The following is a 24,347-nucleotide window of genomic DNA, read 5'->3' on the forward strand; positions in this document are numbered from 1 at the left end:
CCCATCTCCTCAAGCTCCCTAGCCCCCCTGCTCCTTAAGCTTCCTCTCCCTTCATCTCCCCTGCCCCCTTGCTCTTTAAGCCTCTACTTTCACCTTGTTGCTATAAAACGCCACGTAGCCCTTGATGTTCTCTGCGGCGGACTTCGGCTCAGGGTAGTACCAGGCAGCACCGGCATTGGTCTCACCGTCTACCACAATGTCGTAGTAGCTGGCGGTGCCTTTCCAGGGGCAGCCAGTGGTTTTGCCGATCGGCTTAAAGTAGTCCATCTTTAGCGAGTCGGGGGGGAAGTACTGGTTACCTTCGACCACTTCGCAAGCGTCGCTTTCAGCCAGTACAACGCCGTTCCAGGTAGCTTTTGCCATGGGATGTTCTCCAGATCTGCATCTCAGACTATAGCGAATCTGGGGTAGGTGGCGCGGGTGGAGATCCCCCCTGCCCCCGTTATTAAGGGGAGTACGTAGTGGGTCTTTAACGGCGAGAAACTGGGGGGATCAGGTCTTACTGAAAGAACATCTTGTCAAAAGCAAAAACCGCTACACGGCCAGGCTAATTGATCCCTTGTACCGCCATGCTCGATCAATCGCAAACCCCGATTCTCTCGGCATTGCAGGCCAGTAGCCGCCGATCCCACGCTCCGTTTTATGCGCCGGGGCACAAGCGGGGGCAAGGGGCATCGCCTCGACTGCGGGAATTGCTGGGGGAGTCGGCCCTAGCGGCGGATCTGCCAGAGTTACCGGAGTTGGACAATCTGTTCGCCCCCGAGGGGGTGATTCTTGAGGCACAGGAGCTGGCTGCCGAGGCGTTTGGGGCCGATCGCACCTACTTTCTCACTAATGGCTCGACCTGTGGCATTGAGGCGGCGATTCTGGCTACTGTTGGCCCTGGTGAGAAGATTATTGTGCCGCGCAATGCCCACCGTTCGGTTATTGCGGGGCTGGTGCTGGCGGGAGCAATGCCGGTTTTTGTGTCTCCAGAGTACAGGGCAGACCTGGGTTTGGTGCTGGGGGTGAAGGCCGGAACGGTTGCCACTGCTCTAGCCCACCACCCCGATACTCGCGCGGTGCTGTTGGTATCGCCCACATACCACGGGGTTTGTTCGGAGGTGGGGGCGATCGCAGCCCTCGCCCACCACCACGGCATTCCCCTACTCATCGACGAAGCCCACGGCCCCCACTTTGCCTTTCACCCCGATCTGCCCACCCCAGCCCTGGCCCTGAGGGCTGACTTAGTGGTGCAGTCAACTCATAAGGTCTTAGGGGCGCTGAGCCAGGCGGCCATGTTGCACATCCAGGGCGACAGTATCGATCGCTCTCGCCTGCAAGCGTCGCTCCAGCTCACCCAGTCCACTAGCCCCAATTCCCTATTGCTGGCGTCGCTCGATGCGGCCCGTCACCAGATGGCGACTGAGGGCAAGGCGTTGTTGTCTGACACCCTAGATTTGGCCCAGCAAATGCGAAAGGAACTAGCGGCAATCCCCGGCCTGCTGGTGATCGACAAATCGGCGGTGACGGGATTCTCCAGCGTTAGCGACCTGGATCTGACTCGGCTGACGGTGGATGTGTCGGGCTTGGGGATCACGGGGCTAGAGGCCGATGACATTCTCCATACCGAGCTGGGCGTCACCGCTGAGCTACCAGAGCTGCGGCACCTGACCTTCATCGTCAGTCTGGGCAATACTCTAGAGGATGTGCGGCACGGTGTAGCAGGCTTTCAAGTCCTGGCAGAGCAATCCGCTGGGCAACTGATGACCATCGCCCCTGTTAATACAGGGGCGCAAAAGCTCTTAATAGAACAGGATGCGTCGTTTACCCTGCCCGTGGTGTCGCCTCGCGAGGCGTTCTTTGCTGCGATCGAAACCGTTGACGCTGGCGCTGCCCTAGGTCGCATTAGTGCCGATACGATCTCGGCTTATCCCCCTGGCATACCAACTATTGTGGCGGGGGAAGTGATTGGCGAAGGTGCGATCGCCCACCTGACCACCATCAAACAGCAGGGGGGATACGTCACTGGCGGCGACGCACCAGCAAGATTCCGGGTTGTAGCCCAGGATGGCCGATAGTCAGCCCTTAGATAGGCTGATTCTTATGTAGATAGACCTATGCTTAAAGACGCGACATTTCAAGAACTCTCAGTTTCTGCGACTGTATACTGAATACAGCTTTGGGGATGGGCTTCTAAAGGACACTCGGGCATCATGGCTCTACAGGAATCGGTGACGGCAAATCTCATGCGGCTGAGAGATCGGCTCAGCCAGCGGTTGGCGACATCGGACGGACTGGGGGCAATGTTTGGCAAAGACGCCAGTCCCGATCTGCCCAGCCCCAGCGTCATCATTGAGTACATTGTGCCGAGCAACAAGAACTGGGCCTTTCGCAGCTGGCACCGCCGGATGGTGAAGACGGCCCAGCGCTCGCAGGGTTTTTTGCGGGCCGATCGCTATCGCCCCCTGGCCATACAGGAGGGTTGCCTGAAATGGTACACAGTGCTGCACTTTGAGCAGCCCGATCAGCTGCGGCAGTGGCTACAGTCGAGCGATCGCGAAGCCCTGCTGAAAGCGGGGCGCAACATTTTTACCTCCTACAAATTCACCTCCTTTGAGACTGGCATGCAGGGTTGGTTTAGCGACCAGTCGGGGGAAGAACTGACTGGGCTTGGTCCTCCGGCCTGGAAGGAAATTCTGGCGGTGGTGCTGGGGCTGTACCCGATCATCATGGTGCAGGGTTTCATTCTGGAGCGCCTGGGCGTATTTGAGGATTGGGACCCGGCCAGCGCTATGCTGGCCAACAACTTGATTACTACCTGCATCTTCACCTTAGTGGTAATGCCCCGAATTGTACGCTGGCTCAACTTTTGGCTACGGCCCGCCCACCGCCGGTCCCCGGTGCAAATCGAGGTGGTCGGCACTATGGTCACCCTGCTGGCGATGGCGGCCATGGTCTATGTCTTTAGCGAAATCGCTTAGATCAAGGCCTCGCTCTTGTGGGATAGCCGTCCCGGCTGTCCGCAGTCAGGCTGGATGCCTAACTTACAAGCCATTTGATCAGATCCCTCCATCCCTTAGACCCGATACCAATCCTTTGTCATTGTGCAGCCTCGGACACAGACGTCCGGGGTCGTCGCTCGTTGAATGAACCTGTGAGGCTAGAAAGCCTGACTATTCTTCCTGCCCAACCCAACTCTGGCTATCGCCGCCTTGTTGCCTTCGCTGCTCCTATGACATTTTCCACCGTGCTGCAGTTATCCAATCGCCAGGTCTCGATTCAGGCGATCGGGCGACTGCTAATTCAGGTGAGCTATGGACTAATTAACTTCTACATCCCTATTTTGTTTGTCAACCAGATGGGGTTTTCGGCCACCGCCGTGGGGTTTGCCCTCAGCCTGTGCGCCGTTTCTGAGGTCGGTGGACATTTCATCGGCGGTACCCTGGCCGACTCGCCCCGGTTTGGGCGCAAGGCGGTGCTCAGTTTGGCCGCGATTTTAGGCGTTGTGGTGTCGGGGGTGCTGCTGATTGCCCACAGTCTATGGCTGCTAGTGGTGGCTAGCTTTGTGCTAGGGATTAGCCTGGGCTTTTACTGGACGGCCTCTGGGGCGGCGGTGATGGATGTTACTGAGCCGGAAGACCGCAGCCGCGCCTTTGCGGTTATGGGGGTGGCCGAGTATGTGGGCATTGGTTTGGGCGTCTTGGGCGGTAGCGCGCTGCTGACGGCGGTAGCCGCCGACCCCGAGCTGATTTTTGTCGGCTGCGGCCTTATGTTTCTGATCTTTTTGGCGCTGGTGCAGGGGGCGATGGGGGGCGAATACCAGCCCCGTTCCCAATCTGAAGGCGCTGGCGGCGGCCTCCTCAGCGCGTTGAAGAACAAAGCGCTGCTGGTGTTTATGGCCGCTAATACCTTTTTCACGACCTATGTGGCTCTGATCACCAGTACAATTCCGCTCTACTTCACTAACTTTTTGGCGGGCAGCGACCCGGTGCCGGGAGTGTCGGTGGGCAGTACCGCCAGCTTGTTTACCTGGTGCTACATCGGCGTAGGGGCGGTGGTGCAAATTCCAACCACGACTTTGCTTGCGCCCCTGCGAAGAATCTGGGTGCTAAGTGGTGCGATCGCCCTGTGGGGTATGGGCTTTGCTCTGCTATGGGCGGCGGGTACTTTTGCGGGGGCGCAGTTTATCTGGGCGGTGGTGGCGCTGTGCCTGCTATCGGTGGCGTCGGTGGCCTACAAACCCTTTTTTATTGCTACGGTGTCTGACCTGGCCCCGCCCTCGCTGCGGGGGGCCTACATCGCAGTCAGCTCCCAGTGCTGGACGGTGGGCTATTTTATTGGCCCGCTGCTGGGGGGCTGGGCAATGGATCAATCAGCGGTGGTGGCCCAGCGGTTTTGGCTGGGGGTAGGGCTGAGCGCAACGGTGTGCATTGCCCTGCTCTGGGTGTTTGAGACGATGCGGCTTAAATCGTCCTCGGTGGCGGAAAGCCCTGGCCCCGAGCTATCGGCAGGCCCTTCGTGATCGCCGTAACAACTCTGGTGCAAACTCCTGGGTTACTATGGCGTGAATTTGCTCAAATTTTCTATTATTTGCTAAAAGGCTTCAGGCTATATGGATGCTCTGTTTAATTCTGTCGATTCTCAGCTGGTGCTGCTGGTTGCGGCGATCGCCGTCGTTGTTTTAGTTTCCCAGCTATTCTTCAGAATTCTAAGCGTAGGGCTGGTTCCCCTGATTGGCCTGGTGGCGATTGTTGTCGCTCTGCAATACCTGTTTGGCATTACCCCCAGGCAGCTATGGTTTGAGGTCAGCCACCTACCCCAGATGGCAATGAAGTTTTTTAATAGTTTGGCCTAGTAGTTCACCAAAACAGAGATGACCCATGAGTAGGATTCAGAGTTTTCGGTTCAAGGTCGGGTGTGAATCCAAAATCTGCAGCCTAGTCCGCTAGAGCCTTTCAAAACCGACCTGGTCAAGTACTAGGGAGTCTAAGCAAATGTCGGGCGACCTCTGATAACCCGACACCCAACCCTGCCGTCACCGTTTCAAGTGTTGTGGTAGATTCTACCCTTGCTCAATGGCTCGTTCCCCTCAGCCCGGTGAGCATGAGTCTGCTCACCGATGCGGGCGATCTAGCCATTGAGCGCAACTTAAAAGAATTTTTGCCGGTGCTGTTAGTGGCCCTTAGTGCCGCTAGCCTGCCGCGCATTTTTGCCCCCCTGCGCCAGGTGCCCTATACCCTGCTGTTGCTGGTGGTGGGGCTAGGACTGGCTCTGGTAGAGGTGCGGCTGATCGATCTCTCACCGGGAATGATTTTGCTGATCTTTCTGCCGCCGATCTTGTTTGAGGCGGCCTGGAAGATGAAGTGGCCCGACCTGTGGCGCGAACTGGTACCTAGCAGCCTGTTTGCGATCGGCAGTGTGCCGGTGTCGATTGTCGGCATTGGCTGGGCGCTGCACCACTGGATGCAGGTTTCTTGGACGACCGCCCTGCTGACCGGAGCCTGTCTGGCTGCCACCGATTCGGCCTCGGTACTGGGGGTATTTCGCGAGGTGGGGGCGGGCAAGCGTCTTACCACCCTGCTCGAAGGCGAAAGCCTGTTTAACGACGGGGCCGCCGTGGTGGCCTTTAGCGTGCTGCTAGAGCAGGCCATCGACCCCCAGCCCATCGACCTATCCACCACGCTGCTGCAATTTTTGCTGGTCAGCGCCATTGGCCTGGGGGTGGGCTGCGCCATTGGCACCGCCGTTGCCCTGCTCACCCAGCGATACGATCTAGGCTGGGTCGAGCAATCCCTTAGTCTGGTCACCGCCTACGGGGCCTACCTGCTGTCAGAAGATCTAGGCGGCTCTGGGGTGATTGCGGTGGTGGCGGCGGGGCTGGTGATCGGCAACCTCAGCCTGGTGTCGGGCACTTGCCCCCAAAAGCGGCCCACCATGATCGAGTTTTGGGAATTTGTGATCTTTTTGGTCAACTCGATTGTGTTTTTGCTGCTAGGCGATCAGGTGCTGTTTCCGTATTTTTTGGAGCATATTGATACGAGTTTGGTGGCGATCGCAGCTGTCCTCGCTTCCCGCGCCGTTGCGATCTTTGGCTTTAGCGCCATCAGCGGCCTTGTCACCCGCAACCCCATTCCTTGGGCTACCCAGACGGTGCTGTGGTGGGTGGGCCTGCGGGGCTCGGTGGCGATCGCCCTGGCCCTGAGCCTGCCAGATATAATTGGCGATCGCCAGCAGATTATCTCCAATTCCTTTGGCGTTGTTCTCTTTACTCTGCTGGTGCAGGGCCTTACCACCAAGCCTCTGCTAGATGCTTTGAATCTCCTCGAAGATGAGCAGATCCATACCGACTATCTAGAACTGCTGGCGCAGCGATCGGCTCTGAACCAGGTGCTCACCCACCTCCAACAATCAGATCGGCAAGCCATTGTCAGCCCCCAAGAGCACCAGCGGGAGCTAGATGCGGTGAAAGCCAAGCTTGAACAGGTCAACGAGACCTTGCGTAACCTCCAGACCACCCATCCCCAAATCGAAGCCTTTATGCGCCAGCAGCACCAGGCAAAACTGCTGGAGATTGAATCTGCGGCCTACAGCGCCTTTGTGCAGGAGGGGTGGATTAAAAAAGCGCCGCCGCTGGTGGTGCCGCAAGCACTGCAGCCTCCAGAATTTAACTCAGGTTCTTAGGTTTAGACCGCCCCAGGGCAAGCACTGCATTCTGGCCACCAAAGCCAAAGCTAAAACACAGTGCTGCATCCAAAGTGGTGAAGGTTGGTTCAACCACCAGGTTTGGGTAAATGCTCTGGCCTCGGAATCCTACATTCGGCGGCAGCACCCCATGCCGTAGCGCCAGCAGGCAAACCGCCGCCCCGATCGCGCCCGAAGCCCCTAGCGTGTGCCCCGTCGCCCCCTTGGTCGAACTCATCCACGGCAGCTGAGAGAATCCTGACTGTATGAGCCGCACTTCGTGGTCATCGTTGAGCCGAGTCCCCGTTCCGTGGGCGTGAACATAGCCCACCTGATCTGGCTTCAGGCCACTGTAGTTAAGACAGGTCTTTAGCGCCAAACGGCTACCCCTCAGCTCTGGGTCTGGGGCTGTGCGGTGGTAGGCATCGGTGCTAAATCCGGCTCCTAAAATGCAGCCGTAGGGTTGTGGCCCCGATCGCGCCTTTAGGGATGCCTCCGACTCTAGCACCAGCACCGCCGCCCCTTCCCCTAGCACCAGTCCTTCCCGCTGCAAGTCAAAGGGATAGCAGCCGGTAGCGGCCAGGGCACCTAGTTGTTCAAAGCCCGCCAGAGTAAGAGGAGTAATGGGCGCTTCGGCGGCACCGACTACAACGCGATCGCACTGTCCCCGCCGCACCAGTTCGTAGCCCTGAAAGATTGCCGTTAGCCCTGTCGCGCAGGCCGCCATCGGAGCCAGCACCGGGCCGAGGGATTGGATCTGGCGGGCAACGGCGATCGCCCCCATATGGGGTAATGCCTCCAGCCAGGAATTTTCATCCCAAGAGTTTTGCCCTGCCATCCGCTCCCAGCGGCTTTGAAAGCTGCGGCTAGAGCCAATTACCACACCGCAGTCTGGTAGAGGCAGGGCCAGGCGGGCATCGGCGATCGCCTCGGCCACTGTCAACCCCAAAAGATCCTCCAGGTCAGCAGGCGCATTGCCTACCGTTGCCAGGGGCCGAGGCGGCAGCTCCGAAAACGGCTGCCCCATACAAACGCCCGATTTCCCAGCCAGAAGGGTTTCCCAAGTCGCTGCCGCCGTTGTCCCTAGAGCCGTAACCAGCCCCAGACCGCTGACAACAACCCGGTGTCCCTTGAGTTGCTGCCTACTCAGTCTTCAGATTCTCCAGCCCCTCGATCACCCGCGCCGACTCAATGCGATCGCCCTGCTCAATGGCATCGACGGTCTCCATACCACTGGTGACGTAGCCAAACACCGCGTAGCTACCGTCTAAAAAGGGCAGTTCCGCCAGGGTAATGTAAAACTGGGCCGAGGCCGAGTCTACCGCCTGCGATCGCGCCATCGCCACAGCCCCACGCGTGTGGGGTAGTTCCGGAACTTCGCCAATCCGGGCTTCCTCAAACGTCTTGCTATAGATTGGTTCCTCTGCCCCCGCTGGCGTAATTTCTAGCGGCACATAGCGAGGTGCCTGGGTATCAGGGTCGATAAAGCTCCCCGTCCCTAACTGCTGCGCGGGCACGCTGGGGTCATTGCTCTGGGGGTCGCCACCCTGGACTACAAAGGGCTCTGGGTCACGCACCACCCGATGAAATACCAGTCCGTCGTAGACGCCACGATTCACCAAATCCACAAAGTTACCGGCGGTGATAGGGGCGTTGGTACCGTCTAGCTCCATCACAATGGGGCTACCATTCACCACCATCTCCACGGTGGCCGTCCCGTCTAGCACCGGCAGGCCAGCTGAAGACGCGGCCAACTCCGATACACCAGGAGCCGGGGGAGCGTCGCTAGAGGTCGCTTCCAGATTGGCAGAATTAGCGCAAGCGCCCAGCCACAGGGTCATTAGAGCCGCCAGGGCCAGGGTAAAAGGGCGCATAGAGAAAGCCATCAATACGTCAATTCCTAATAGTGCAACCGACCCCCCATGTTATCTCAAGGGATTAATGCCTGGGGTAGGGCGATCGAGAACTTGCCTGCCGAAGTGTCTACAGACCCTCTAGGGGCACCTGCAAAAACCGCGCTAGCTCAGCCCCCTGATTTTCTAGATCAGACAGCGGAATGGGCTGCCCAACGCGAGTCAGAGGAATATCAGGCCGCCCCTTAATCCGCAGATAGAGGGTGCGCTTAGGGTTGAGTCCTTCTTTAATGGCCACCCTTACCGCCGTTGCGTCGTCTAAGGGGTGCTCAATTTCAATGTGGCGGTTTTCGCCCCAAAACCCTTTGCGTACAATCTGGAGACGGTTGCTGTCCTTGTCAAAGCTGTTGTAGCCGCCGCCCACATCCAGGCTAATCACCACCCACAGAAAGGTGGCCAAACCCAGGGCCACCACCCCGTAAAAGCCCATGGCAATGCCCTGGGGAATAAAGACAAGCTGGGTTGGGTCGGAAAAGGGCAGCAGATTGGTCTTTAGGTAGCTAGAGGCCCCAGCTAGGGCAAACCCCAGCCCGCCCAGGGTAAGTACTGTGGCCCAAAAAATGTTGCTCAGGCGGCGAGCCCCCAGCACGTTGCGCTTCAAAGTCTGCGGTTGAGTCGAAGAAATAGAGGCGGTCATAGATAGTTAATGGGGAAACGCATTGAAAACGCTAAGCAAAACAGTCAGGAGAGTAGCGATGCTGTTGACCCAAGCTGCTACGGGTATATAGCCAATTTACGTTTAATTCAGCGGGCCAGAGCTATCACCCACCATCACCTTATACCAAACAGTGGATAGTCCTAGTCTAAACCCCGGTGCCCCAGGGGCACTCAGACACCAGGCCCTCAACTATCGTCACCAGGGCAAACATCCCGGCCCGCCCACATGAGAATTTACGTATCAGATTGTAAAAAATTAGAACACTCCTTATCATAAATAGAAACCTGGCCTCTTTCAGCCTGGCTTCAGAGTCTGGCTTTAGGGGTTAACTGGTGTGACTCTGGCAGGGTTATCGTTATTAGGTTGGGAATATTTTTTTCCCTGGCTCTAATATCTGGAATACTTAGTAGATATAAACCCCTGCTCTGAGGCAATGCTCTGCCAGGCTTGATTCAAATCTAGAATTGAACTGGATCTAACAGAGCCGCGACCTTATGGATTGGATGTCATATAAAGAGGATTTGACATGACCATAGCAATGGGACGCGCGCAAGCCCAGCGAGGATGGTTCGACATCCTAGATGACTGGCTAAAGCGCGATCGCTTTGTATTTATCGGCTGGTCCGGGATTTTGCTGTTCCCCTGCGCCTTCATGGCCGTCGGGGGCTGGCTAACCGGCACCACCTTTGTCACCTCCTGGTACACCCACGGCCTTGCGTCGTCGTACCTAGAAGGTGCCAACTTTTTGACTGTAGCTGTGTCCACCCCAGCCGCTAGCCTGGGCCACTCCCTGCTGCTGCTGTGGGGACCCGAAGCCCAGGGCGACTTTGTGCGCTGGTGCCAACTGGGCGGATTGTGGGCCTTTGTCGCCCTGCACGGAGCCTTTGGCCTGATTGGCTTTATGCTGCGTCAGTTCGAAGTGGCTCGTCTGGTCGGCCTGCGGCCCTACAACGCCATCGCCTTCTCGGCCCCGATTGCGGTATTTGTCAGCGTCTTTCTGATGTACCCCTTGGGCCAGTCGAGCTGGTTTTTCGCCCCTAGCTTTGGGGTAGCGGCCATCTTCCGCTTTCTGCTGTTCTTCCAGGGCTTCCACAACTGGACCCTCAACCCCTTCCACATGATGGGCGTAGCGGGTGTTCTAGGTGGAGCGCTGCTGTGCGCCATTCACGGTGCCACCGTAGAGAACACGCTGTTCAAAGACGGCGAGAACGCCAACACCTTCCGCGCTTTCGAGCCGACCCAGGCTGAAGAGACCTACTCGATGGTGACGGCGAACCGATTCTGGTCACAGATTTTCGGTATTGCGTTTTCCAACAAGCGCTGGCTGCACTTCTTCATGCTGTTTGTGCCAGTGACCGGTCTATGGATGAGTGCGGTAGGTGTTGTAGGTCTAGGGTTGAACCTGCGGGCCTACGACTTTGTGTCGCAGGAAATCCGGGCGGCAGAAGACCCTGAATTTGAGACCTTCTACACCAAGAACATCTTGCTGAACGAAGGCATTCGGGCTTGGATGGCTCCGACTGACCAGCCCCATGAGAAGTTTGTATTCCCCGAAGAGGTACTCCCCCGTGGTAACGCTCTCTAGCAACTCGTATATTGCTGGGCGCGACCAAGAATCGACCGGGTTCGCCTGGTGGTCTGGTAACGCTCGACTAATCAACCTATCCGGCAAGCTGCTGGGTGCCCACGTGGCCCACGCTGGTCTGATTGTGTTCTGGGCAGGGGCTATGACCCTGTTCGAAGTAGCTCACTTTGTTCCCGATAAGCCTCTGTATGAGCAGGGCTTTATTCTCCTACCTCACCTTGCAACCCTCGGCTGGGGTGTAGGGCCTGGTGGTGAAGTCATCAACACCTTTCCCTATTTTGTTGTCGGTGTACTGCACCTAATTTCGTCGGCGGTGCTGGGTCTGGGTGGGGTTTACCACGCCCTGCGTGGTCCCGAAGTGCTGGAGGAGTATTCGTCCTTCTTTGGCTACGACTGGAAAGACAAGAACCAGATGACCAACATCATCGGCTATCACCTGATCCTGCTGGGTTGTGGTGCATTGCTGCTGGTGCTGAAAGCCTGTGTCTTTGGTGGTGTTTACGACACCTGGGCTCCGGGCGGTGGGGATGTGCGTATCATCACCAACCCAACCCTCAACCCGGCTGTTATCTTTGGCTACTTGGCGGGTTCTCCCTTTGGTGGCGACGGCTGGATTGTCGGCGTCAACAACATGGAAGACATCATCGGTGGCCACATTTGGGTCGGCCTGGTCTGCATTGGCGGCGGTATTTTCCACATCTTGACCAAGCCTTTTGGCTGGGCGCGTCGTGCCCTGATTTGGTCGGGTGAGGCCTACCTGTCCTACAGCCTGGGCGCTCTGTCCCTGATGGGCTTTATTGCCTCTTGCTACGTGTGGTTCAACAACACCGCTTATCCCTCTGAGTTCTACGGTCCCACCAACGCCGAGTCTTCTCAGGCTCAAGCGATGACCTTCCTAGTGCGTGACATGCGCCTGGGTGCCAACATCGGTGCGGCCCAAGGCCCCACTGGTCTAGGTAAGTACCTGATGCGCTCTCCCACCGGTGAGATCATCTTTGGTGGTGAAACCATGCGCTTCTGGGACTTCCAAGGTCCCTGGCTGGAGCCCCTGCGTGGCCCCAATGGCCTTGACTTGGATAAGCTCACTAACGACATCCAAGATTGGCAGGTGCGCCGCGCTGCTGAGTACATGACTCACGCGCCCAACGCCTCCATCAACTCGGTGGGTGGTGTGATCACGGAGATCAACTCTGTGAACTTTGTGAACCCTCGTCAGTGGTTGTCGACTTCCCACTTTGTACTGGGCTTCTTCTTCCTGATTGGCCACCTCTGGCATGCTGGTCGCGCCCGCGCGGCTGAGGCAGGCTTCGAGAAAGGTATCGATCGCGAAGCTGAACCCGTACTCGCGATGAGCGACCTCGACTAAGGTGAGGCTAGCCCAAGCGGTTTAAGCAAAAAAGCTCCTGCCCTAGGGTAGGAGCTTTTTTGTTTCATAGTTGGCTTAAATTCTAAACCTGGCTAGACGTGTAGCGCGATTGTCTGTACGCGCGTACAGATTGGCTGTTCAACCGTTTGCGCAGGGCGAATGCCATTTGCCCCTACGAAATTTATTTTTCTAGGCGCACGACGTACCACTGCATGGCTTCGCCGGGGGATAGCTCCAGTTCGCAGGCGGTGTCGCGCAGGTGCTGGGCCTGGTCGGCGACGGTGCCAAAGCGCTGAAGGTCGCGGGGCAGGTCTTGCTGGCGATCGCGCAGTAGCCCCTCCAACCGCTCTAGCAATTCCTCTGGGGTGAGAAATTCTTCCGCTGTACCGGGCATCAGCACAACAAACATATCTTCCTGGTACATGATGGCGTCGGGCATGGGACAAAACCTTAAGGAAACCTAGTTTGATCGTAAACGCCCTGGTCCCCTTCGCGGTCTTTGGGGTACGGTTAGTGAATGCTCTGGCATCCCCCTGGCGAGCATAGGGGTAAACACGCTTACATACTGTGAATTTTGGTGGGTAAGCTGGCCAATCTTTTGGATCCGGTGGTAGGATGAATTGGTATTCACCGAAATCCCGACCGACTTACCGGAGAATAGGTGAATTCCCTGCCCACGATTTCAGGAAACAGACTGCAAAAACGGTACTGTTGCCTAGGGCTTTCTGTCTAAGTTTTCTGTTTGAAAGGTTATTTGCCTGCCGCCATGGTTCAGACTCCAATTAAATCTACGCCTGCTTCCTCTGCCCCTGGGCCGACTCCCTCCAAGGTGGAAGTTCTTAAAGAAAACAGCCGCTTTTTGCGCGAGCCCGTGGCCAGTGAGCTGCTGCAAGACACCAATCACTTTTCTGAATCGGCAATTCAAATTCTTAAGTTTCACGGCTCTTATCAGCAAGACAACCGCGACAACCGCGCTAAGGGCCAGGAAAAGGACTATCAGATGATGCTGCGGACCCGCAACCCCGGCGGGTACCTTTCTCCAGAGCTGTATCTCACCCTCGATCGCCTGTCCGATGAGTACGGCAACGGCACGCTGCGGGCCACTACCCGCCAGGGCATTCAGCTGCACGGGGTGCTGAAGCAAAACCTGAAGGCGACCATTGGCGCGATCGTACGCAGCCTGGGGTCTACCCTAGGAGCCTGCGGCGACCTCAACCGCAACGTGATGGCACCGCCTGCCCCCTACAAAAACCGGCCCGAGTACCAGCTGGCCCAGGAATACGCCAACAACATTGCCGACCTGCTGCGGCCCCAAACCGAGGCCTACTACGAAATTTGGCTGGATGGCGAGAAGTTTCTCTCCGCCGAAGAGCACCCCGACGTGGTGGCGGCTCGCCAGCGCAACGGCAACGGCACTGTGGTGCACAACAACGAGGAGCCAATCTACGGCACCCACTACATGCCTCGCAAGTTTAAGTGCGCGGTAACGGTGCCCGGCGACAACTCTATCGATGCCTACACCCACGATGTCACTCTCGTGGTGATCACTGATAGGTCGGGGCAGCTGAAGGGCTTCAACGTACTGGCCGGGGGTGGCCTGGGACGCACCCACAATAAAGAAGAAACCTTTGCCCGCACCGCTGACGAAATTGGCTATATCGACAAGGCCGATGTCTACGACCTGATGAAGGCGATCGTGGCCACTCAGCGCGACTATGGCGATCGCCATAACCGCCGCCACGCCCGCATGAAGTACCTGATCAATGACTGGGGCGTGGATCGCTTCCGTCAGCAGGTAGAAACCTACCTCGGCAAATCCCTCAAGCCCTTCAAAAAGCTGCCCAAGTGGACCTTCTACGACTACCTGGGCTGGCACGAGCAGGGCGACGGCAACTGGTTTGTGGGCGTACCCGTCGAGAATGGCCGCATTCTCGATCGCCAGGGTTTACAGCTCAAAACCGCGCTGAAGGAGATCGTGCAGCGCTTTAATCTGCCCATGCTGATCACCCCCAACCAGAGCGTGCTGTTCTACGAGGTGAAGCCCGCCGACAAAGACGAAGTTCAGGCTATTCTCACCCGTCATGGCGTGGTCAAAGAGACCGAGCTAGACCCCCTGGTGCGGTACGCAATGGCCTGTCCGGCTCTGCCCCTGTGCGGTCTGGCCGTGACCGAGAGCGAGCGAATTATGCCCACGGTGCTGGGTCGTCTGCGGGGGCTGCTGACCAAGCTGGGCCTGCAAGACGAACACTTTGTGGTGCGTATGACCGGCTGCCCCAACGGCTGCGCTCGCCCCTATATGGCCGAACTAGGCTTTGTGGGTAGTGCTCCTGAGTCGTACCAGGTGTGGCTGGGTGGCTCGCCTCACCAGACCCGGCTGGCCCGCACCTATATGGAGCGTCTCCACGACAACGACATCGAGACGACCCTAGAGCCGCTGTTTGTGTTCTTCCGCGACGGGCGCAAGAAGGGCGAGAGCTTTGGTGACTTCTGCGATCGCGTTGGCTTTGAGGCGTTGCGCCAGTTTGCGGCCACCTACAACCCCGACCAGTACCAACCCCGCCACACTAAGGAAGGGCGGCACCGGCTCAGCATCTCCCACGACCTGTTTATGACGCTGCAGGCTACTGCAGACAAAGAGGGGCGACCCATGGCCCAGGTGATGGCCGATGCTCTGGCTGTATACTTGCAACAGCCGGGACGCTAGAGCCTAACGCAAAAGAGTCTGACGCAAAAGAGTCTGACGCAAAAAGGGGGATGGATCGTTTGATCCATCCCCCTTTTTTAAGGTTAAACGCAAAAGGGGTCGGGTGCCTATAGGGGTGTACCAGCAAAACTGGCTGACAACCCCAGGCACCCGACCCCTGGATTAATTAACCCACGGGGTTGCTGCGATTGGGCAGTACCCACAGCAGCATGGGGCAAACAACCACCGTCATCACGGTGACAGCAGCAATGATTTCGAGTCCGGCAACAAGAGCAGTATCCATAGTTAGGTTCGCCTCCCAGGGCAAAAGTGGTTGAGGCGCGTTCCTTCGAGAGAAGTTCTCTACTTCCGTCCTGTCCAGTTTCGGTAGCGTTCTTGAAGATTCGAACAGGATGAACGACATTTTTTCTGTGTTTACTATTACAGTTTAACGTATTTTTTCAAAGGCAACAACGTCTGTATACTTCTGCAATAGTTGAGGCTGAAATTGAAGGGCGATCGCCTCCGTTGGAGCGAGGCCCGACCGCTCACGAACCCAGCTGTATCGACGGTTCTAAGGATCTTCGGCCAGCGAGAGCGAAAGTATTTGGGCCGAGTTTTGACAGCTTATATTAAAGCTGCTCATGGTGAGATGAAAGCTACTTTTTGTAGTCTGTGATGCGCTTTTTTACTATTAAGAGGTGGCAAAGATAGCTAACCCCTTCTAAGTAGGCAAGCGTGATTAAATATAAGTCGATGTAGGTTGGGTTGAGGCACGAAACCCAACGCCCGCATGGGTTACGCTATCGCTAACCCATCCTACATTTGAATTGACCAACTCACTTACCGGGCTTTTGCTCCTGGAGATCTACCATGACCCTGATTAGAGCTTGGACAACCCAAAAACTCACTCAGCTGGGTCTTTGGCTGGCGGGTGCTTTTGGTCTCAGCGTTAGTATTCCTCAAACCGCCGCCAACAACGACACCTGGACCCCCGATACGCTGGCTAACTTTGGCTTAGAAATGAGCAAGGGGTTTGGTATCGGACTTTAGACCAGTCGCGCTTCAACTCAATCCTTCGACCAGACATGACATGGTCCCTGCTGTTTTAACCGACGGCAGGGCTTTTTTTGCCGTGGGCATCCCGAACCTGCAAATTCATAACTCTAGCGTTTGCCGTTCCGTCCCTTCCGTGCAGCGGGAGCCAGAGTGGACATCTGGCGGCAACTCAAGCGGGTTTGGCTACGGGAGCTGTCTGGGTAACGGCGGTGGCTACAGAGTTACCCAGGGTTTTGAGTACGTCCAGGAAGGCGTAAATGGCGGGGGTGTGCAGGCCGTTGCCCAGCACGGCGGCCCCAATCACTCGCACTAGGGGCTCGGGCAGATCAAACACCTGCACCCGCTCTGGAATAGGTTCTGCGGCCAGGCGGGGCAGAATGGTTGCCCCTAGTCCCTGAGCGACCAGGTTGACGATGGTGGTATCGGTTTCGACCTCGGAAACCACGTTGAGGTTGTAGCCGTGGGCCTGGAAGTGGTCGTAGACATCGCGCATCATGATGCGATCGGCGGGGGGCATGATCAGCGGATGCTGGGCGACCTCGGCCCAGGTAATCTGCGATCCGGCGGCCTTAAAGTTGGGGGGGAACAGGGCCACGTAGGCGTTTTCGAGCACTTCCCAGGTGTCGAGGTCATCGGCGGCGGGCAGTAGGGTAAAGCCAATGTCGGCCCGGCCCTCGCGCAGGGCTTTTTCGACCTGGAGGTAGTTGTCGTGCTCGCTGAGGTTGACGGCGATGTTGGGGTGGCGCTGCTTAAATTGGGCGATCGCGGCGGGCAGCAGGTGAATAGCAATGCTGCGAAAGGAGGCGATGCGCACCTGGCCCCCCTGTAGCCCTCGGGCTAGCTCGGCTTCTCGGGCGATCGCCTCGGCCTGCTGCAAAATAATCCGGGCGTGGCTGACAATGCGATCGCCCACCGGAGTCAGCCGCGCCCCGTGTCGCCCCCGAGAAAACAGCACCACTCCCAAATGATCTTCTAGGGCCGAAATACTGTGGCTTACCGCCGACTGCGACATGTCGAGGTTAAGGGCAGCCTCGCTAAAAGTTTCCTGCTCGGCTACGGCGACTAAAATTCGCAGCTGAGACAGTTTCATCTGATTTTGATGGTTATCCCGCATTTTCGCCCACAGCCTGCTCTAAGTGCACTGTGTACAGCTTCTACGAGCCTACAGCAGGTTGACGGTCAAAACCGCTCACGGGCGACATCCGCTCTATTGCTGGCCAGTTCTCCTAGGACGGTATTGACCGCCTGCAACCAAAACTGAATCGGCCAGCCGCATTGCTTATCGTCCCCTCACCAAGCTTTCAGATTTAGATTAGGGGATTCTCACATCGGCCCTCGATGATGGCAACAGCCTTAAGCGATCGCCCACTACTGGAGATGAATGTGATGAAAAACCTAATGTTTGCAGCCCTAGCCTTTGGTGCAACGGCGGTAGCGCTAGGCACTAGCCTTGCGCCCTCAACGGCAAGTTTGCCTAGCCTCTGGCTGGATAGAGAAACTATGGTTTCGACGACGCTGGCCCAGGCTCCAGGGCAGTTTGTCACTGTAGATCAAGACCATGCCACCACTGGTACCGCGACGCTGGTAACCGTCAGCGGGCAGCAGTATCTAGAGTTTGATGCCGCCTTTGACACAGCGGGCGGCCCTGCCGTCGAGGTGATTTTGTATAAAGGCGCAGCGGTGCCAGTCAATATTGCTGAGGGCAATTACGTCACCCTCGCCCCCCTGCAACGCTTCTCTGGGGCACAGCGGTATATGATTCCTGTCGGTGTCGACCTCAACGACTATCAAACCGTAGGCATTTGGTGTCGGCAGTTCAACGTTACCTTTGGCTACGCGCCGATTTAGTCAGTCGGTCGGTAGAATCTACAAACTCTATCTACCGACTGACTATCCTTATGTCCCTCGCTGTAAAGATGTGGCTCTAGCGGCCATCGTTTTAGAGTGAAGCGTTGATATTGGATAGCTTTATGGCTTCTGAAACACGCAAAACTGAAATTAATGAAAAATCTACCAACGACCTGTTTCAGCGCTACAGTGCGCTGTCCGTAGATGACAAACTGGCGTTGCTCTACTACATCTATGAGGCGATGGGCGATTCTATCACCCCAGCTGCGCCTGAAGCCGCCGATCCTGAGCTGGCGGAGCCGTTAGTTAAGGGGCTATTCGACCTTTCAGAAGACGAGCAGCTAGAGGCCATGCGCAGCGTGGTGCGAAAAGAGCACAGCGATACATCGGAGCGCTACGGCGGGCTCAGTGCCAACAATCAGCTGCTGGTGTGGTACGGCTGGGCTCAGGCCATGGGCAAACAAATTGTCGGCATGCCCAGCGACTACCAGGCGGAAGGCCCGGTAAATGACATTCTTTCCGCCATTAAGGGAATGGAGTTTCAGTCGCAGATTTCGCTGCTGCGAGAAGCGGCCACCCAAATGGGCTTCAGCAACGTCACCGCCCCCCCTCCTCTAGCCGAAACGGGTACGACCGATAGTCTCTAGAGCCCGCTACTGGTCTAGGAGTTTACCTTTTCATCCGAAATTCGATTTGGTAAACCTCGATTCATAACCAGGAAACCCGTAGGGGCGCAGCATGCTGCGCCCCTACGGGCCGGAGATATTCAGTCAAGATTTGCTATCAAACATCATTAGCCCTCGGCATTTTGTAAAAGGATGCTGGGGGCTAATGATGTGTTGGGTGCAAGCGCCCAAAAAACCGACAGCGCCGCCCATACTCAGTCCATCGCTGTCGAGACCCTGCAGGCGGTGGAAGCCTTGAAGCGGTTCACAGCGGTGCTTCAGGGGCGTCTTGTATAGCTGTAGCCAATCAGATTAGGACGTCTGTCAGACGAGCGTTCAAACGTTGAACGTTTTCAGGATTGATTGATGTCCTAACCCAGGTGACTCTGGCTATACTTCGGCTTCTAGCCCAGCGATGTAGGCTTCAATGGAATGGTCGTTGAAGCGGCTGCTCAGCACCTTCCAGGTCCAGCGAGAGCCGGTTTGAATCGCTTTCTCAACATGGGCGTAGCCTTGCCAGCTGCGGGGAATGCGGGTAACAATATCCCAGCCGTAGACAAAGCGGTAGCTGTTGGGAATGCGCCGGTCATATGACTCGACCATAGCCTGGTTGCCCACGCGGGGCGCACCAAAGGTATAAACCTCAAAGCTGAGGTCGCGCGTTGTACCCAAGTTGTACTGAATATCGAGGGCGGCGATAGTGGCTAGCGCTCCACCCAGGCTGTGGCCGGTGACGATAACATGCTGTCCTGTAAAGGTATTCATGGCCTCTAACAGGTCTTTGCGCACGGCAAAGTAAGCCATCATAAACCCCTGGTGAAACTTCACTTCGGTGTTGTCATCGCTGTAGGGGTAAATTTGCTGGCGAAACTGAACGTTGTTCATCCAGTCGACAGATTTATCGGATCCGCGAAAGACAATGTAGAGGCGATCGCTGTTGAGCTGATTTAGAATCGCCACCTGGGTATCGGTAAAGCCATTGTCCTGACTTTCAACAAACACTGGATCGATATCGGGATAGGCTGAAAATCGCAGTCCGCTGAAGTCGCGATAGCTCTCCTGGCAAAGGCGAGCGCATTTGAGGGCGAGGGCATAATCTACCACTGAATCTTTCTCCCATCTCTGAAACTAGGGTGCAGATACCGTCCACCAGGCCAGGGCATAGGGCTGCGTAGGCTCGTTGTGTACCTGCTGCTGAGAGATAACTCTCAGTTTGTACCGGCCCGTTTCCGGAATTTGATAAAAAATGTGTTCAACGCTGTCGACCTCGCTCACCGACGACCACACGCTCTGAGAAATGTCGTCGCTATCGGCGGGCATGAGGTAGAGGTTGAGGTTGTTGAGCCCCTGGTCGGTAAAGTCTTCACCGATGTCATAGAAACCGTTCTGGTTGGCATCGGTCAGGGCGACAACCCGCTCCCAAGCCAGGGTCGCCGAGAGAAAACTTCCCCCCTGTAGGGGAGCCTCAAAGGCGTAGTCATGCACAGCAGTTGCCCCCACGAAAGGCGTCAGTTCGGTAATGTTCCAGCCGATGGCAGGCACGGCCTCGGCGGGGCCAAAGGCACCGGGTAGGATCTGCTGGTAGGCGCGATAGGCGTTTAGGTGCCCGGTGCCCAGGTCTTTGTGAAGCGGAATTTTGGGGTCTTGGTAGGCATCAGACTCTAGCCATGAGCGGCTGGCGTTGTCGAGCAGGGTGCGGGTCATGCCCAGGCGCAGGCCGTCGCCATTATCTTTAATTTTGTCGGCTGAGTTGAGCAGTACCGCCTTTATTACCATCGGATGACGGCCTGCTAGCGGCCAGTTGGGTACCCCGGCCCGAAACTGGCGATCGACCAGCTGCTGCATTAGGGCAATAGTGCCCGCAACGTGGGGCGAGGCAAAGCTGCTGCCGCTGGAGGTGCGTATCTGTCCATCGGGATCAATCAGCTCAATGCTGCTGCCGGGTGCCACAATGCTAATCGAGCGACGGGGGCCGACGTTGCTTTCAGGAATGCCCCCCTGACGGGCAGATAGAATAGGCTCGCTGCCTAAATTTGATGAATCAATGCGGTTAAACTCGCCGTTGACCTGGCGCGAGTAGGCGACGTTGATGCCGTTAAAGTTGTCGGTAGGAATGGGAATGCCGCCGCGTCCCTGGTTACCAGCAATCACGTACAGCGCTCCGTGCACTCGGGCTGACCAGTCGATGCACTGGGTCAGCAGGGCGTTGCCGTCGAGCACGGCATTAGAGCGGGGGTCGCGGGTGAGGGGTTCGCCAAAGCTAAAGTTAATGGCGCGCACGTCGCCACCGTTTTCTAGGGCCACTGCCTGAGCCGCCAGACATTCTTCGGGCTGAGCGCTGGTATTGCCCAGGGGGCCTACGGCTCCCGAATACAGCAGCGCCTCTGGGGCCACCCCCGTGCGCAGTTTATCCTGGCTGATCATAACGCTGGCGACGTTGGCCGCATGGCCGTCGACGTACTCATTGGGGTTAGCGACGCCATCGAGCAGCAGTACCCGGCGCACGGTAACGGGCAGGTTTTCAGTCGCCACTTTATCGATGCCAAACCGGCTAGGACGACCAATTTCGACTTGACCAATGGCAATTTTTTCGCCGGTCAGGTTGTAGGGCGGGGCGTGCAGTCGTCGGGCGTCAATGCCCTGGGGACCAACCGACTCGGTCAGAGCCAGCACCGGCAGAGCCAGAGGAACCAGGCCCCCAATGCCTGCAGCCCAGAGCATGGTCTTGGTAATGGACGATCGCCTCAGCCGGGTCTTAGACCATTGCCACCCACGCTGCTTAGCCATAGTCAAATCCTGTGTAAGTCATCCCTTGGCAAACTCTATCGCAAAGGCCCTAGCCCCGGCATCAAAATTTTGGATCTCGCAATGTTGCGGTGGGTTAGCTCAGCGGTGATGACGGGAACTCGGTGGGAGCCGTAACCGGGGGATCAATGACCTGGGCTTTGACCTGGGCACGGGTGAGCAATCGTGCCAGTCGGAGGGCCTGGTGGCGATAGAGGGGCACCGGTAGCGTGCCAGGCAGATGGGCCATAAACTCACGGGCTTCGCCTAGGCGGTAGCCCGAGACGCGGGCAATTTCGGCGGCACCGTCGAATAGAGCATTGGCGGTAACGGTTTTTTCGAGCTGAATGTACCAGTCTTTGCGGGCCAGATGGCCCTGCTCAATGCGGCGCAGACCGCCAATGGTGGCCAGTACCACCAGGCGATCGCCCACCTGCAAGCGAGCATCTTCGGCGGGCATAATTTTGCCCGGTTGACCGTCGTGCTGGTGCCACAGAGGGACCACGCCATAGCCATAGGCCACCTCCGACAGCAGTCGCCCGCTCAGGGTATCGTCGGTTTCAAGATCGTACTGAGTGACCAGCACTGTTTGGTCGTAGAGCCGAAACAGGCCGATAACATGCTCGCCAAAGGCCGCCCCAGCAAAGGCTTCGGCAGACAGCGCTGAGGAACAAAGCACCTGGGCAAAGGGAAAGATCTGGGCAACGCGATCGGTAAACTGCTGGTCGTAAGTGCGAATAATGGCGCGACAGTGGGGGTTGAGCCGGTGGGCCAGCAGCCCCATCTCCAGGTTTTGAATTTCGTCTTCGCTGACGGCTACTACGCTCTTAGCGGTCGTCAGGTTGGCCTTGTCTAAGGCGACGGTAACATCGCCCGTCAGCAGCGGAATTTTGGTCAGCATGTCGGCATCGGTAGCCTGGGGCGCAATGCCGACCACAGGCTGCTCCAGTTCCTGCAGCATATCGAGTACCTGACGCCCCACCCGGCCTAGCCAAATCACCACTACATGGTCTTTTTCGGGTACGGGCAGGCGGCGCTCTCGAAATTCAAACCGCAGGGTGAGCAGCTTTTCGGTGAGCAGAGCATAGAGCACTCCCACAAAGGCCGCCCCAGCGATGGTGAGCAGCACTCCAAACGCCTGCATCAGGCGAGGATGGTCAAAGTCTTCCAAAGCTTCAAACACATCGCCATAGCCGCCAAACAAGGTGATGAAGGTGTACAAAAACGCCTGAAACATAGAGATGTCTTCAGCCGCATTGGCATCGAGCAGCAGAGTGCCTATCAGGCAAAGGGTAACCACTGTCACCCCGCAGATAATCGCCACTCGGCGCAGCTGCTGCTCGGCCCCAGTCTGCCAAAGGCTAAGGAAGGATTGCTTCAGCGTGGGCCAGTTGGTCAGGCGAGCGATCGCCTGACCAACTCCCTGCCACACCCCCTGCCGCATGGGCGTGGGTATGTCGCTGTAGAGGGCGCGCAGATCGGCGTTGCAGTCGATCATTACGACTTCGTCGCCAGCCCGCAGCAGGGTATCGGGGAGCCAGGTGTAAAACAGGGTAGAGGGGCTTTCGGCCACCGCCTCCGGATCGCAATGATGAGCTGTATGGCACAGCACCCGCCGACGGCTGTTGTCTAGCTCGTGAATCTGGCGGCGATCGCACCAGGGCTGCCCAGGCTCTAGCCGCTGCTTTACCACCTGAAACCGATGGCCATCCAGGCTAAAGTAGCCGATTAGCTCTTCGCCAAAGGCTCCCAGCGCAAAGGCTGGGGCGGCGAGTTGTGTAGGCTCAAAGGCGACAAAGTTTTGCAGCTGCTGCCCCATCAGCTCGTTCAGGTTTTGCTTATCCGATCGCATCACCAGCCGCACCCTGGGGTTGAGCACCCGCGCCGTCAGCGCCGCCTCCAGGTTGACCCGCTCGTCCTGGGTGACCAGCAGCACCGCCCGGCACTGGCGAATGCCCGCCTGCTCCAGCACCTCTGCCGAGCGACAGTCACCAATTTCCAAATGGTCAATTAAGTCTCGCAGGTGGGGCACCTCCCACTGATCGGGCAGGGTGTCGTTGATAGCATGTACCGGCACCCCAAAGGTCTTCAGGTTGGCCACACAGTTTTGGCCCAGGCTACCCAACCCGCACACCAAAAAGCCATCAGTCGAGGGCGGAATGACTCGTTTTTCAGGTTGAGGAGCCGCAGTTACCATGCCGGTCAACGATGGACAGTGCTCAGAGTTAAGGGTCTAGCGATTAAGGCACAAAGTGCAAGGTGTAGGGCACAAGATTCTTGGGAAAGTCCTCTTCCCTGAACCATAAACCCTGAACCTTGCACCCCCTTCCCTAAACCCCCAGGCGCTGCAAACGATACAGGCTGGAATATAGCCCTTCTTGGGCTAACAGCTCGTCGTGGCTGCCCTGTTCGACCAGCTCGCCATGCTTGAGCACCAAAATGCGATCGACGTGGCGAATAGTCGATAGGCGGTGGGCAATGATAATGGCTGTACGTTCCTCCAGCAGACGCTCCAGGGCGTCTTGAATCATCGCCTCGGTGCCCACATCGAGGTTGGCAGTAGCCTCATCCAGCACCAAAATGCCGGGGTCGCGAATGGCGGCGCGGGCAAAGGCCAACAGCTGCTTTTGGCCCCCCGAAAGATTGGTGCCTCGCTCGCGCAGTTCGGTATTGTAGCCCTGGGGCAGCTGCTCAATTAAGCGATGGATGTTGGTCTTTTCAGCCGCGTCTACCACAGCCTCTAGGGGATAGTCTTCGCCCAGGGTGATGTTGCTTTTGACATCGCCCGCGAACAAAAACCCATCCTGCAAGACCACCGCCATTCGCCGCCGCAGCTCCGCCTGGGGCAGGTCACGAATGTCTACGCCATCCAGCAAAATGGCCCCCTGGTTAATGTCGTAGAGGCGACACAGCAGACGAATAATCGAGCTTTTACCCGCCCCGGTTGGCCCCACCAGGGCAACTTTCTCACCGGGGTGAATGGTGAAGGTGAGGTCTTTGAGCACGTGCTCGTCGGCCTTATAGCCAAAGGTAACGTGGTCAAAGCGGATTTCGGAGGGCGATGAAGAGGAGCGGGTAGGTGCGTGGGCAGGTAGGTGGGTGGATGGGTGGATGGGTAGGGGG

General features: G+C 57.3%; 22 protein-coding genes and 1 riboswitch. Of the genes, 12 read left to right on the top strand and 10 right to left on the bottom strand.

Going from position 1 to position 24,347, the window contains the following annotated elements; genetic code table 11:
* Positions 1-75: 75 nt before the first annotated feature.
* Positions 76-363: a DUF427 domain-containing protein gene (locus tag IQ273_RS12370; RefSeq protein ID WP_194023477.1), complete on the bottom strand. Its 288-nt coding sequence runs from the start codon at positions 361-363 to the stop codon at positions 76-78.
* Between the two features lie 206 nt (positions 364-569).
* On the opposite strand from IQ273_RS12370, the gene IQ273_RS12375 reads away from it, so the two are divergent.
* The 5 genes from IQ273_RS12375 to IQ273_RS12395 all read left to right on the top strand — a co-directional run bounded on the left by IQ273_RS12375 (position 570) and on the right by IQ273_RS12395 (position 6,663).
* A complete protein-coding gene (locus IQ273_RS12375; protein WP_194023478.1) occupies positions 570-2,060 on the top strand; it encodes an aminotransferase class I/II-fold pyridoxal phosphate-dependent enzyme in 1,491 nt (496 codons plus the stop codon).
* A gap of 135 nt (positions 2,061-2,195) precedes the next feature.
* Positions 2,196-2,963, top strand: coding sequence for a hypothetical protein (locus IQ273_RS12380; RefSeq protein ID WP_194023479.1), 768 nt, complete (start codon positions 2,196-2,198; stop codon positions 2,961-2,963).
* A 251-nt stretch (positions 2,964-3,214) separates the two neighbouring features.
* Complete coding sequence (locus tag IQ273_RS12385) at positions 3,215-4,504, top strand: MFS transporter (RefSeq protein ID WP_194023480.1); 1,290 nt, start codon at positions 3,215-3,217, stop codon at positions 4,502-4,504.
* Positions 4,505-4,594: 90 nt separating this feature from the next.
* Positions 4,595-4,837 (top strand): hypothetical protein, encoded by a 243-nt coding sequence (locus IQ273_RS12390; RefSeq protein ID WP_194023481.1) that lies wholly within the window; start codon positions 4,595-4,597, stop codon positions 4,835-4,837.
* A 197-nt stretch (positions 4,838-5,034) separates the two neighbouring features.
* Positions 5,035-6,663 (top strand): sodium:proton antiporter, encoded by a 1,629-nt coding sequence (locus tag IQ273_RS12395; RefSeq protein ID WP_313898096.1) that lies wholly within the window; start codon positions 5,035-5,037, stop codon positions 6,661-6,663.
* Here IQ273_RS12395 and IQ273_RS12400 read toward each other — a convergent pair.
* From IQ273_RS12400 to IQ273_RS12410, 3 genes are all read right to left on the bottom strand, one after another.
* On the bottom strand, positions 6,647-7,813 hold the full coding sequence (locus tag IQ273_RS12400; protein WP_194023495.1) for a beta-ketoacyl-ACP synthase: 1,167 nt from the start codon (positions 7,811-7,813) through the stop codon (positions 6,647-6,649). The genes IQ273_RS12395 and IQ273_RS12400 overlap by 17 nt on opposite strands.
* The gene (locus tag IQ273_RS12405) at positions 7,806-8,549 is read right to left on the bottom strand and encodes a peptidylprolyl isomerase (protein ID WP_228052899.1); all 744 of its coding nucleotides are present in this window, start codon (positions 8,547-8,549) and stop codon (positions 7,806-7,808) included. Before IQ273_RS12405 ends, IQ273_RS12400 begins: the two co-directional genes overlap by 8 nt.
* Positions 8,550-8,646: 97 nt before the next feature.
* The gene (locus tag IQ273_RS12410; RefSeq protein WP_194023482.1) at positions 8,647-9,213 is read right to left on the bottom strand and encodes a photosystem I assembly protein Ycf4; all 567 of its coding nucleotides are present in this window, start codon (positions 9,211-9,213) and stop codon (positions 8,647-8,649) included.
* A 547-nt stretch (positions 9,214-9,760) separates the two neighbouring features.
* Here IQ273_RS12410 and psbD point away from each other — a divergent pair.
* Both psbD and psbC read left to right on the top strand, forming a co-directional pair.
* On the top strand, positions 9,761-10,819 hold the full coding sequence (gene psbD, locus IQ273_RS12415; RefSeq protein ID WP_194023483.1) for a photosystem II D2 protein (photosystem q(a) protein): 1,059 nt from the start codon (positions 9,761-9,763) through the stop codon (positions 10,817-10,819).
* A complete protein-coding gene (gene psbC / locus IQ273_RS12420) occupies positions 10,803-12,185 on the top strand; it encodes a photosystem II reaction center protein CP43 (protein WP_194023484.1) in 1,383 nt (460 codons plus the stop codon). The genes psbD and psbC overlap by 17 nt, the downstream gene beginning before the upstream one ends.
* Positions 12,186-12,366: 181 nt before the next feature.
* Here psbC and IQ273_RS12425 read toward each other — a convergent pair whose 3' ends face one another.
* The gene (locus IQ273_RS12425) at positions 12,367-12,624 is read right to left on the bottom strand and encodes a chlororespiratory reduction protein 7 (RefSeq protein WP_194023485.1); all 258 of its coding nucleotides are present in this window, start codon (positions 12,622-12,624) and stop codon (positions 12,367-12,369) included.
* Positions 12,625-12,951: 327 nt separating this feature from the next.
* On the opposite strand from IQ273_RS12425, the gene sir reads away from it, so the two are divergent.
* A complete protein-coding gene (sir, locus tag IQ273_RS12430) occupies positions 12,952-14,889 on the top strand; it encodes a sulfite reductase, ferredoxin dependent (RefSeq protein WP_194023486.1) in 1,938 nt (645 codons plus the stop codon).
* 317 nt (positions 14,890-15,206) lie between these two features.
* Positions 15,207-15,290: riboswitch (Glutamine riboswitch) on the bottom strand.
* Between the two features lie 451 nt (positions 15,291-15,741).
* Positions 15,742-15,921, top strand: coding sequence for a hypothetical protein (locus tag IQ273_RS12435; RefSeq protein WP_194023487.1), 180 nt, complete (start codon positions 15,742-15,744; stop codon positions 15,919-15,921).
* A gap of 175 nt (positions 15,922-16,096) precedes the next feature.
* On the opposite strand, the gene IQ273_RS12440 is transcribed toward IQ273_RS12435, so the two are convergent.
* Positions 16,097-17,017 (bottom strand): LysR family transcriptional regulator, encoded by a 921-nt coding sequence (locus IQ273_RS12440; RefSeq protein WP_228052903.1) that lies wholly within the window; start codon positions 17,015-17,017, stop codon positions 16,097-16,099.
* Positions 17,018-17,268: 251 nt separating this feature from the next.
* On the opposite strand from IQ273_RS12440, the gene IQ273_RS12445 reads away from it, so the two are divergent.
* From IQ273_RS12445 to IQ273_RS33655, 3 genes are all read left to right on the top strand, one after another.
* Complete coding sequence (locus IQ273_RS12445) at positions 17,269-17,775, top strand: DM13 domain-containing protein (RefSeq protein ID WP_228052905.1); 507 nt, start codon at positions 17,269-17,271, stop codon at positions 17,773-17,775.
* Between the two features lie 122 nt (positions 17,776-17,897).
* Positions 17,898-18,422, top strand: a complete 525-nt coding sequence (locus IQ273_RS12450) for an orange carotenoid protein N-terminal domain-containing protein (RefSeq protein WP_194023489.1) — start codon at positions 17,898-17,900, stop codon at positions 18,420-18,422.
* A 171-nt stretch (positions 18,423-18,593) separates the two neighbouring features.
* A complete protein-coding gene (locus IQ273_RS33655; RefSeq protein WP_228052911.1) occupies positions 18,594-18,737 on the top strand; it encodes a hypothetical protein in 144 nt (47 codons plus the stop codon).
* A gap of 93 nt (positions 18,738-18,830) precedes the next feature.
* Here IQ273_RS33655 and IQ273_RS12455 read toward each other — a convergent pair whose 3' ends face one another.
* From IQ273_RS12455 to IQ273_RS12470, 4 genes are all read right to left on the bottom strand, one after another.
* On the bottom strand, positions 18,831-19,544 hold the full coding sequence (locus IQ273_RS12455; protein WP_194023490.1) for a lipase family protein: 714 nt from the start codon (positions 19,542-19,544) through the stop codon (positions 18,831-18,833).
* 24 nt (positions 19,545-19,568) lie between these two features.
* A complete protein-coding gene (locus IQ273_RS12460; RefSeq protein WP_194023491.1) occupies positions 19,569-21,227 on the bottom strand; it encodes a S8 family serine peptidase in 1,659 nt (552 codons plus the stop codon).
* A 94-nt stretch (positions 21,228-21,321) separates the two neighbouring features.
* Positions 21,322-23,421: a TrkA family potassium uptake protein gene (locus IQ273_RS12465; protein WP_194023492.1), complete on the bottom strand. Its 2,100-nt coding sequence runs from the start codon at positions 23,419-23,421 to the stop codon at positions 21,322-21,324.
* A gap of 133 nt (positions 23,422-23,554) precedes the next feature.
* On the bottom strand, positions 23,555-24,347 hold a 793-nt coding region (locus IQ273_RS12470), incomplete at its 5' end, for an ABC transporter ATP-binding protein (RefSeq protein ID WP_194023493.1).

Source organism: Nodosilinea sp. LEGE 07298 (genome assembly GCF_015207265.1).
Lineage (GTDB): Bacteria > Cyanobacteriota > Cyanobacteriia > Phormidesmidales > Phormidesmidaceae > Nodosilinea.

Excerpts from the sequence above, each read along its gene's own strand:
- sir (WP_194023486.1), top strand. The coding sequence starts at position 12,952 with ATGGTTCAGACTCCAATTAAATCTACGCCTGCTTCCTCTGCCCCTGGG.
- IQ273_RS12465 (WP_194023492.1), bottom strand. The coding sequence starts at position 23,421 with ATGGTAACTGCGGCTCCTCAACCTGAAAAACGAGTCATTCCGCCCTCG.
- IQ273_RS12375 (WP_194023478.1), top strand. The coding sequence starts at position 570 with ATGCTCGATCAATCGCAAACCCCGATTCTCTCGGCATTGCAGGCCAGT.
- IQ273_RS12405 (WP_228052899.1), bottom strand. The coding sequence starts at position 8,549 with ATGGCTTTCTCTATGCGCCCTTTTACCCTGGCCCTGGCGGCTCTAATG.
- IQ273_RS12450 (WP_194023489.1), top strand. The coding sequence starts at position 17,898 with ATGGCTTCTGAAACACGCAAAACTGAAATTAATGAAAAATCTACCAAC.
- IQ273_RS12435 (WP_194023487.1), top strand. The coding sequence starts at position 15,742 with ATGACCCTGATTAGAGCTTGGACAACCCAAAAACTCACTCAGCTGGGT.
- IQ273_RS12410 (WP_194023482.1), bottom strand. The coding sequence starts at position 9,213 with ATGACCGCCTCTATTTCTTCGACTCAACCGCAGACTTTGAAGCGCAAC.
- IQ273_RS12445 (WP_228052905.1), top strand. The coding sequence starts at position 17,269 with ATGGCAACAGCCTTAAGCGATCGCCCACTACTGGAGATGAATGTGATG.
- IQ273_RS12380 (WP_194023479.1), top strand. The coding sequence starts at position 2,196 with ATGGCTCTACAGGAATCGGTGACGGCAAATCTCATGCGGCTGAGAGAT.
- IQ273_RS12385 (WP_194023480.1), top strand. The coding sequence starts at position 3,215 with ATGACATTTTCCACCGTGCTGCAGTTATCCAATCGCCAGGTCTCGATT.
- IQ273_RS12370 (WP_194023477.1), bottom strand. The coding sequence starts at position 363 with ATGGCAAAAGCTACCTGGAACGGCGTTGTACTGGCTGAAAGCGACGCT.
- psbD (WP_194023483.1), top strand. The coding sequence starts at position 9,761 with ATGACCATAGCAATGGGACGCGCGCAAGCCCAGCGAGGATGGTTCGAC.
- IQ273_RS12460 (WP_194023491.1), bottom strand. The coding sequence starts at position 21,227 with ATGGCTAAGCAGCGTGGGTGGCAATGGTCTAAGACCCGGCTGAGGCGA.
- IQ273_RS12440 (WP_228052903.1), bottom strand. The coding sequence starts at position 17,017 with ATGAAACTGTCTCAGCTGCGAATTTTAGTCGCCGTAGCCGAGCAGGAA.
- IQ273_RS33655 (WP_228052911.1), top strand. The coding sequence starts at position 18,594 with ATGCTGGGGGCTAATGATGTGTTGGGTGCAAGCGCCCAAAAAACCGAC.
- IQ273_RS12390 (WP_194023481.1), top strand. The coding sequence starts at position 4,595 with ATGGATGCTCTGTTTAATTCTGTCGATTCTCAGCTGGTGCTGCTGGTT.
- IQ273_RS12425 (WP_194023485.1), bottom strand. The coding sequence starts at position 12,624 with ATGCCCGACGCCATCATGTACCAGGAAGATATGTTTGTTGTGCTGATG.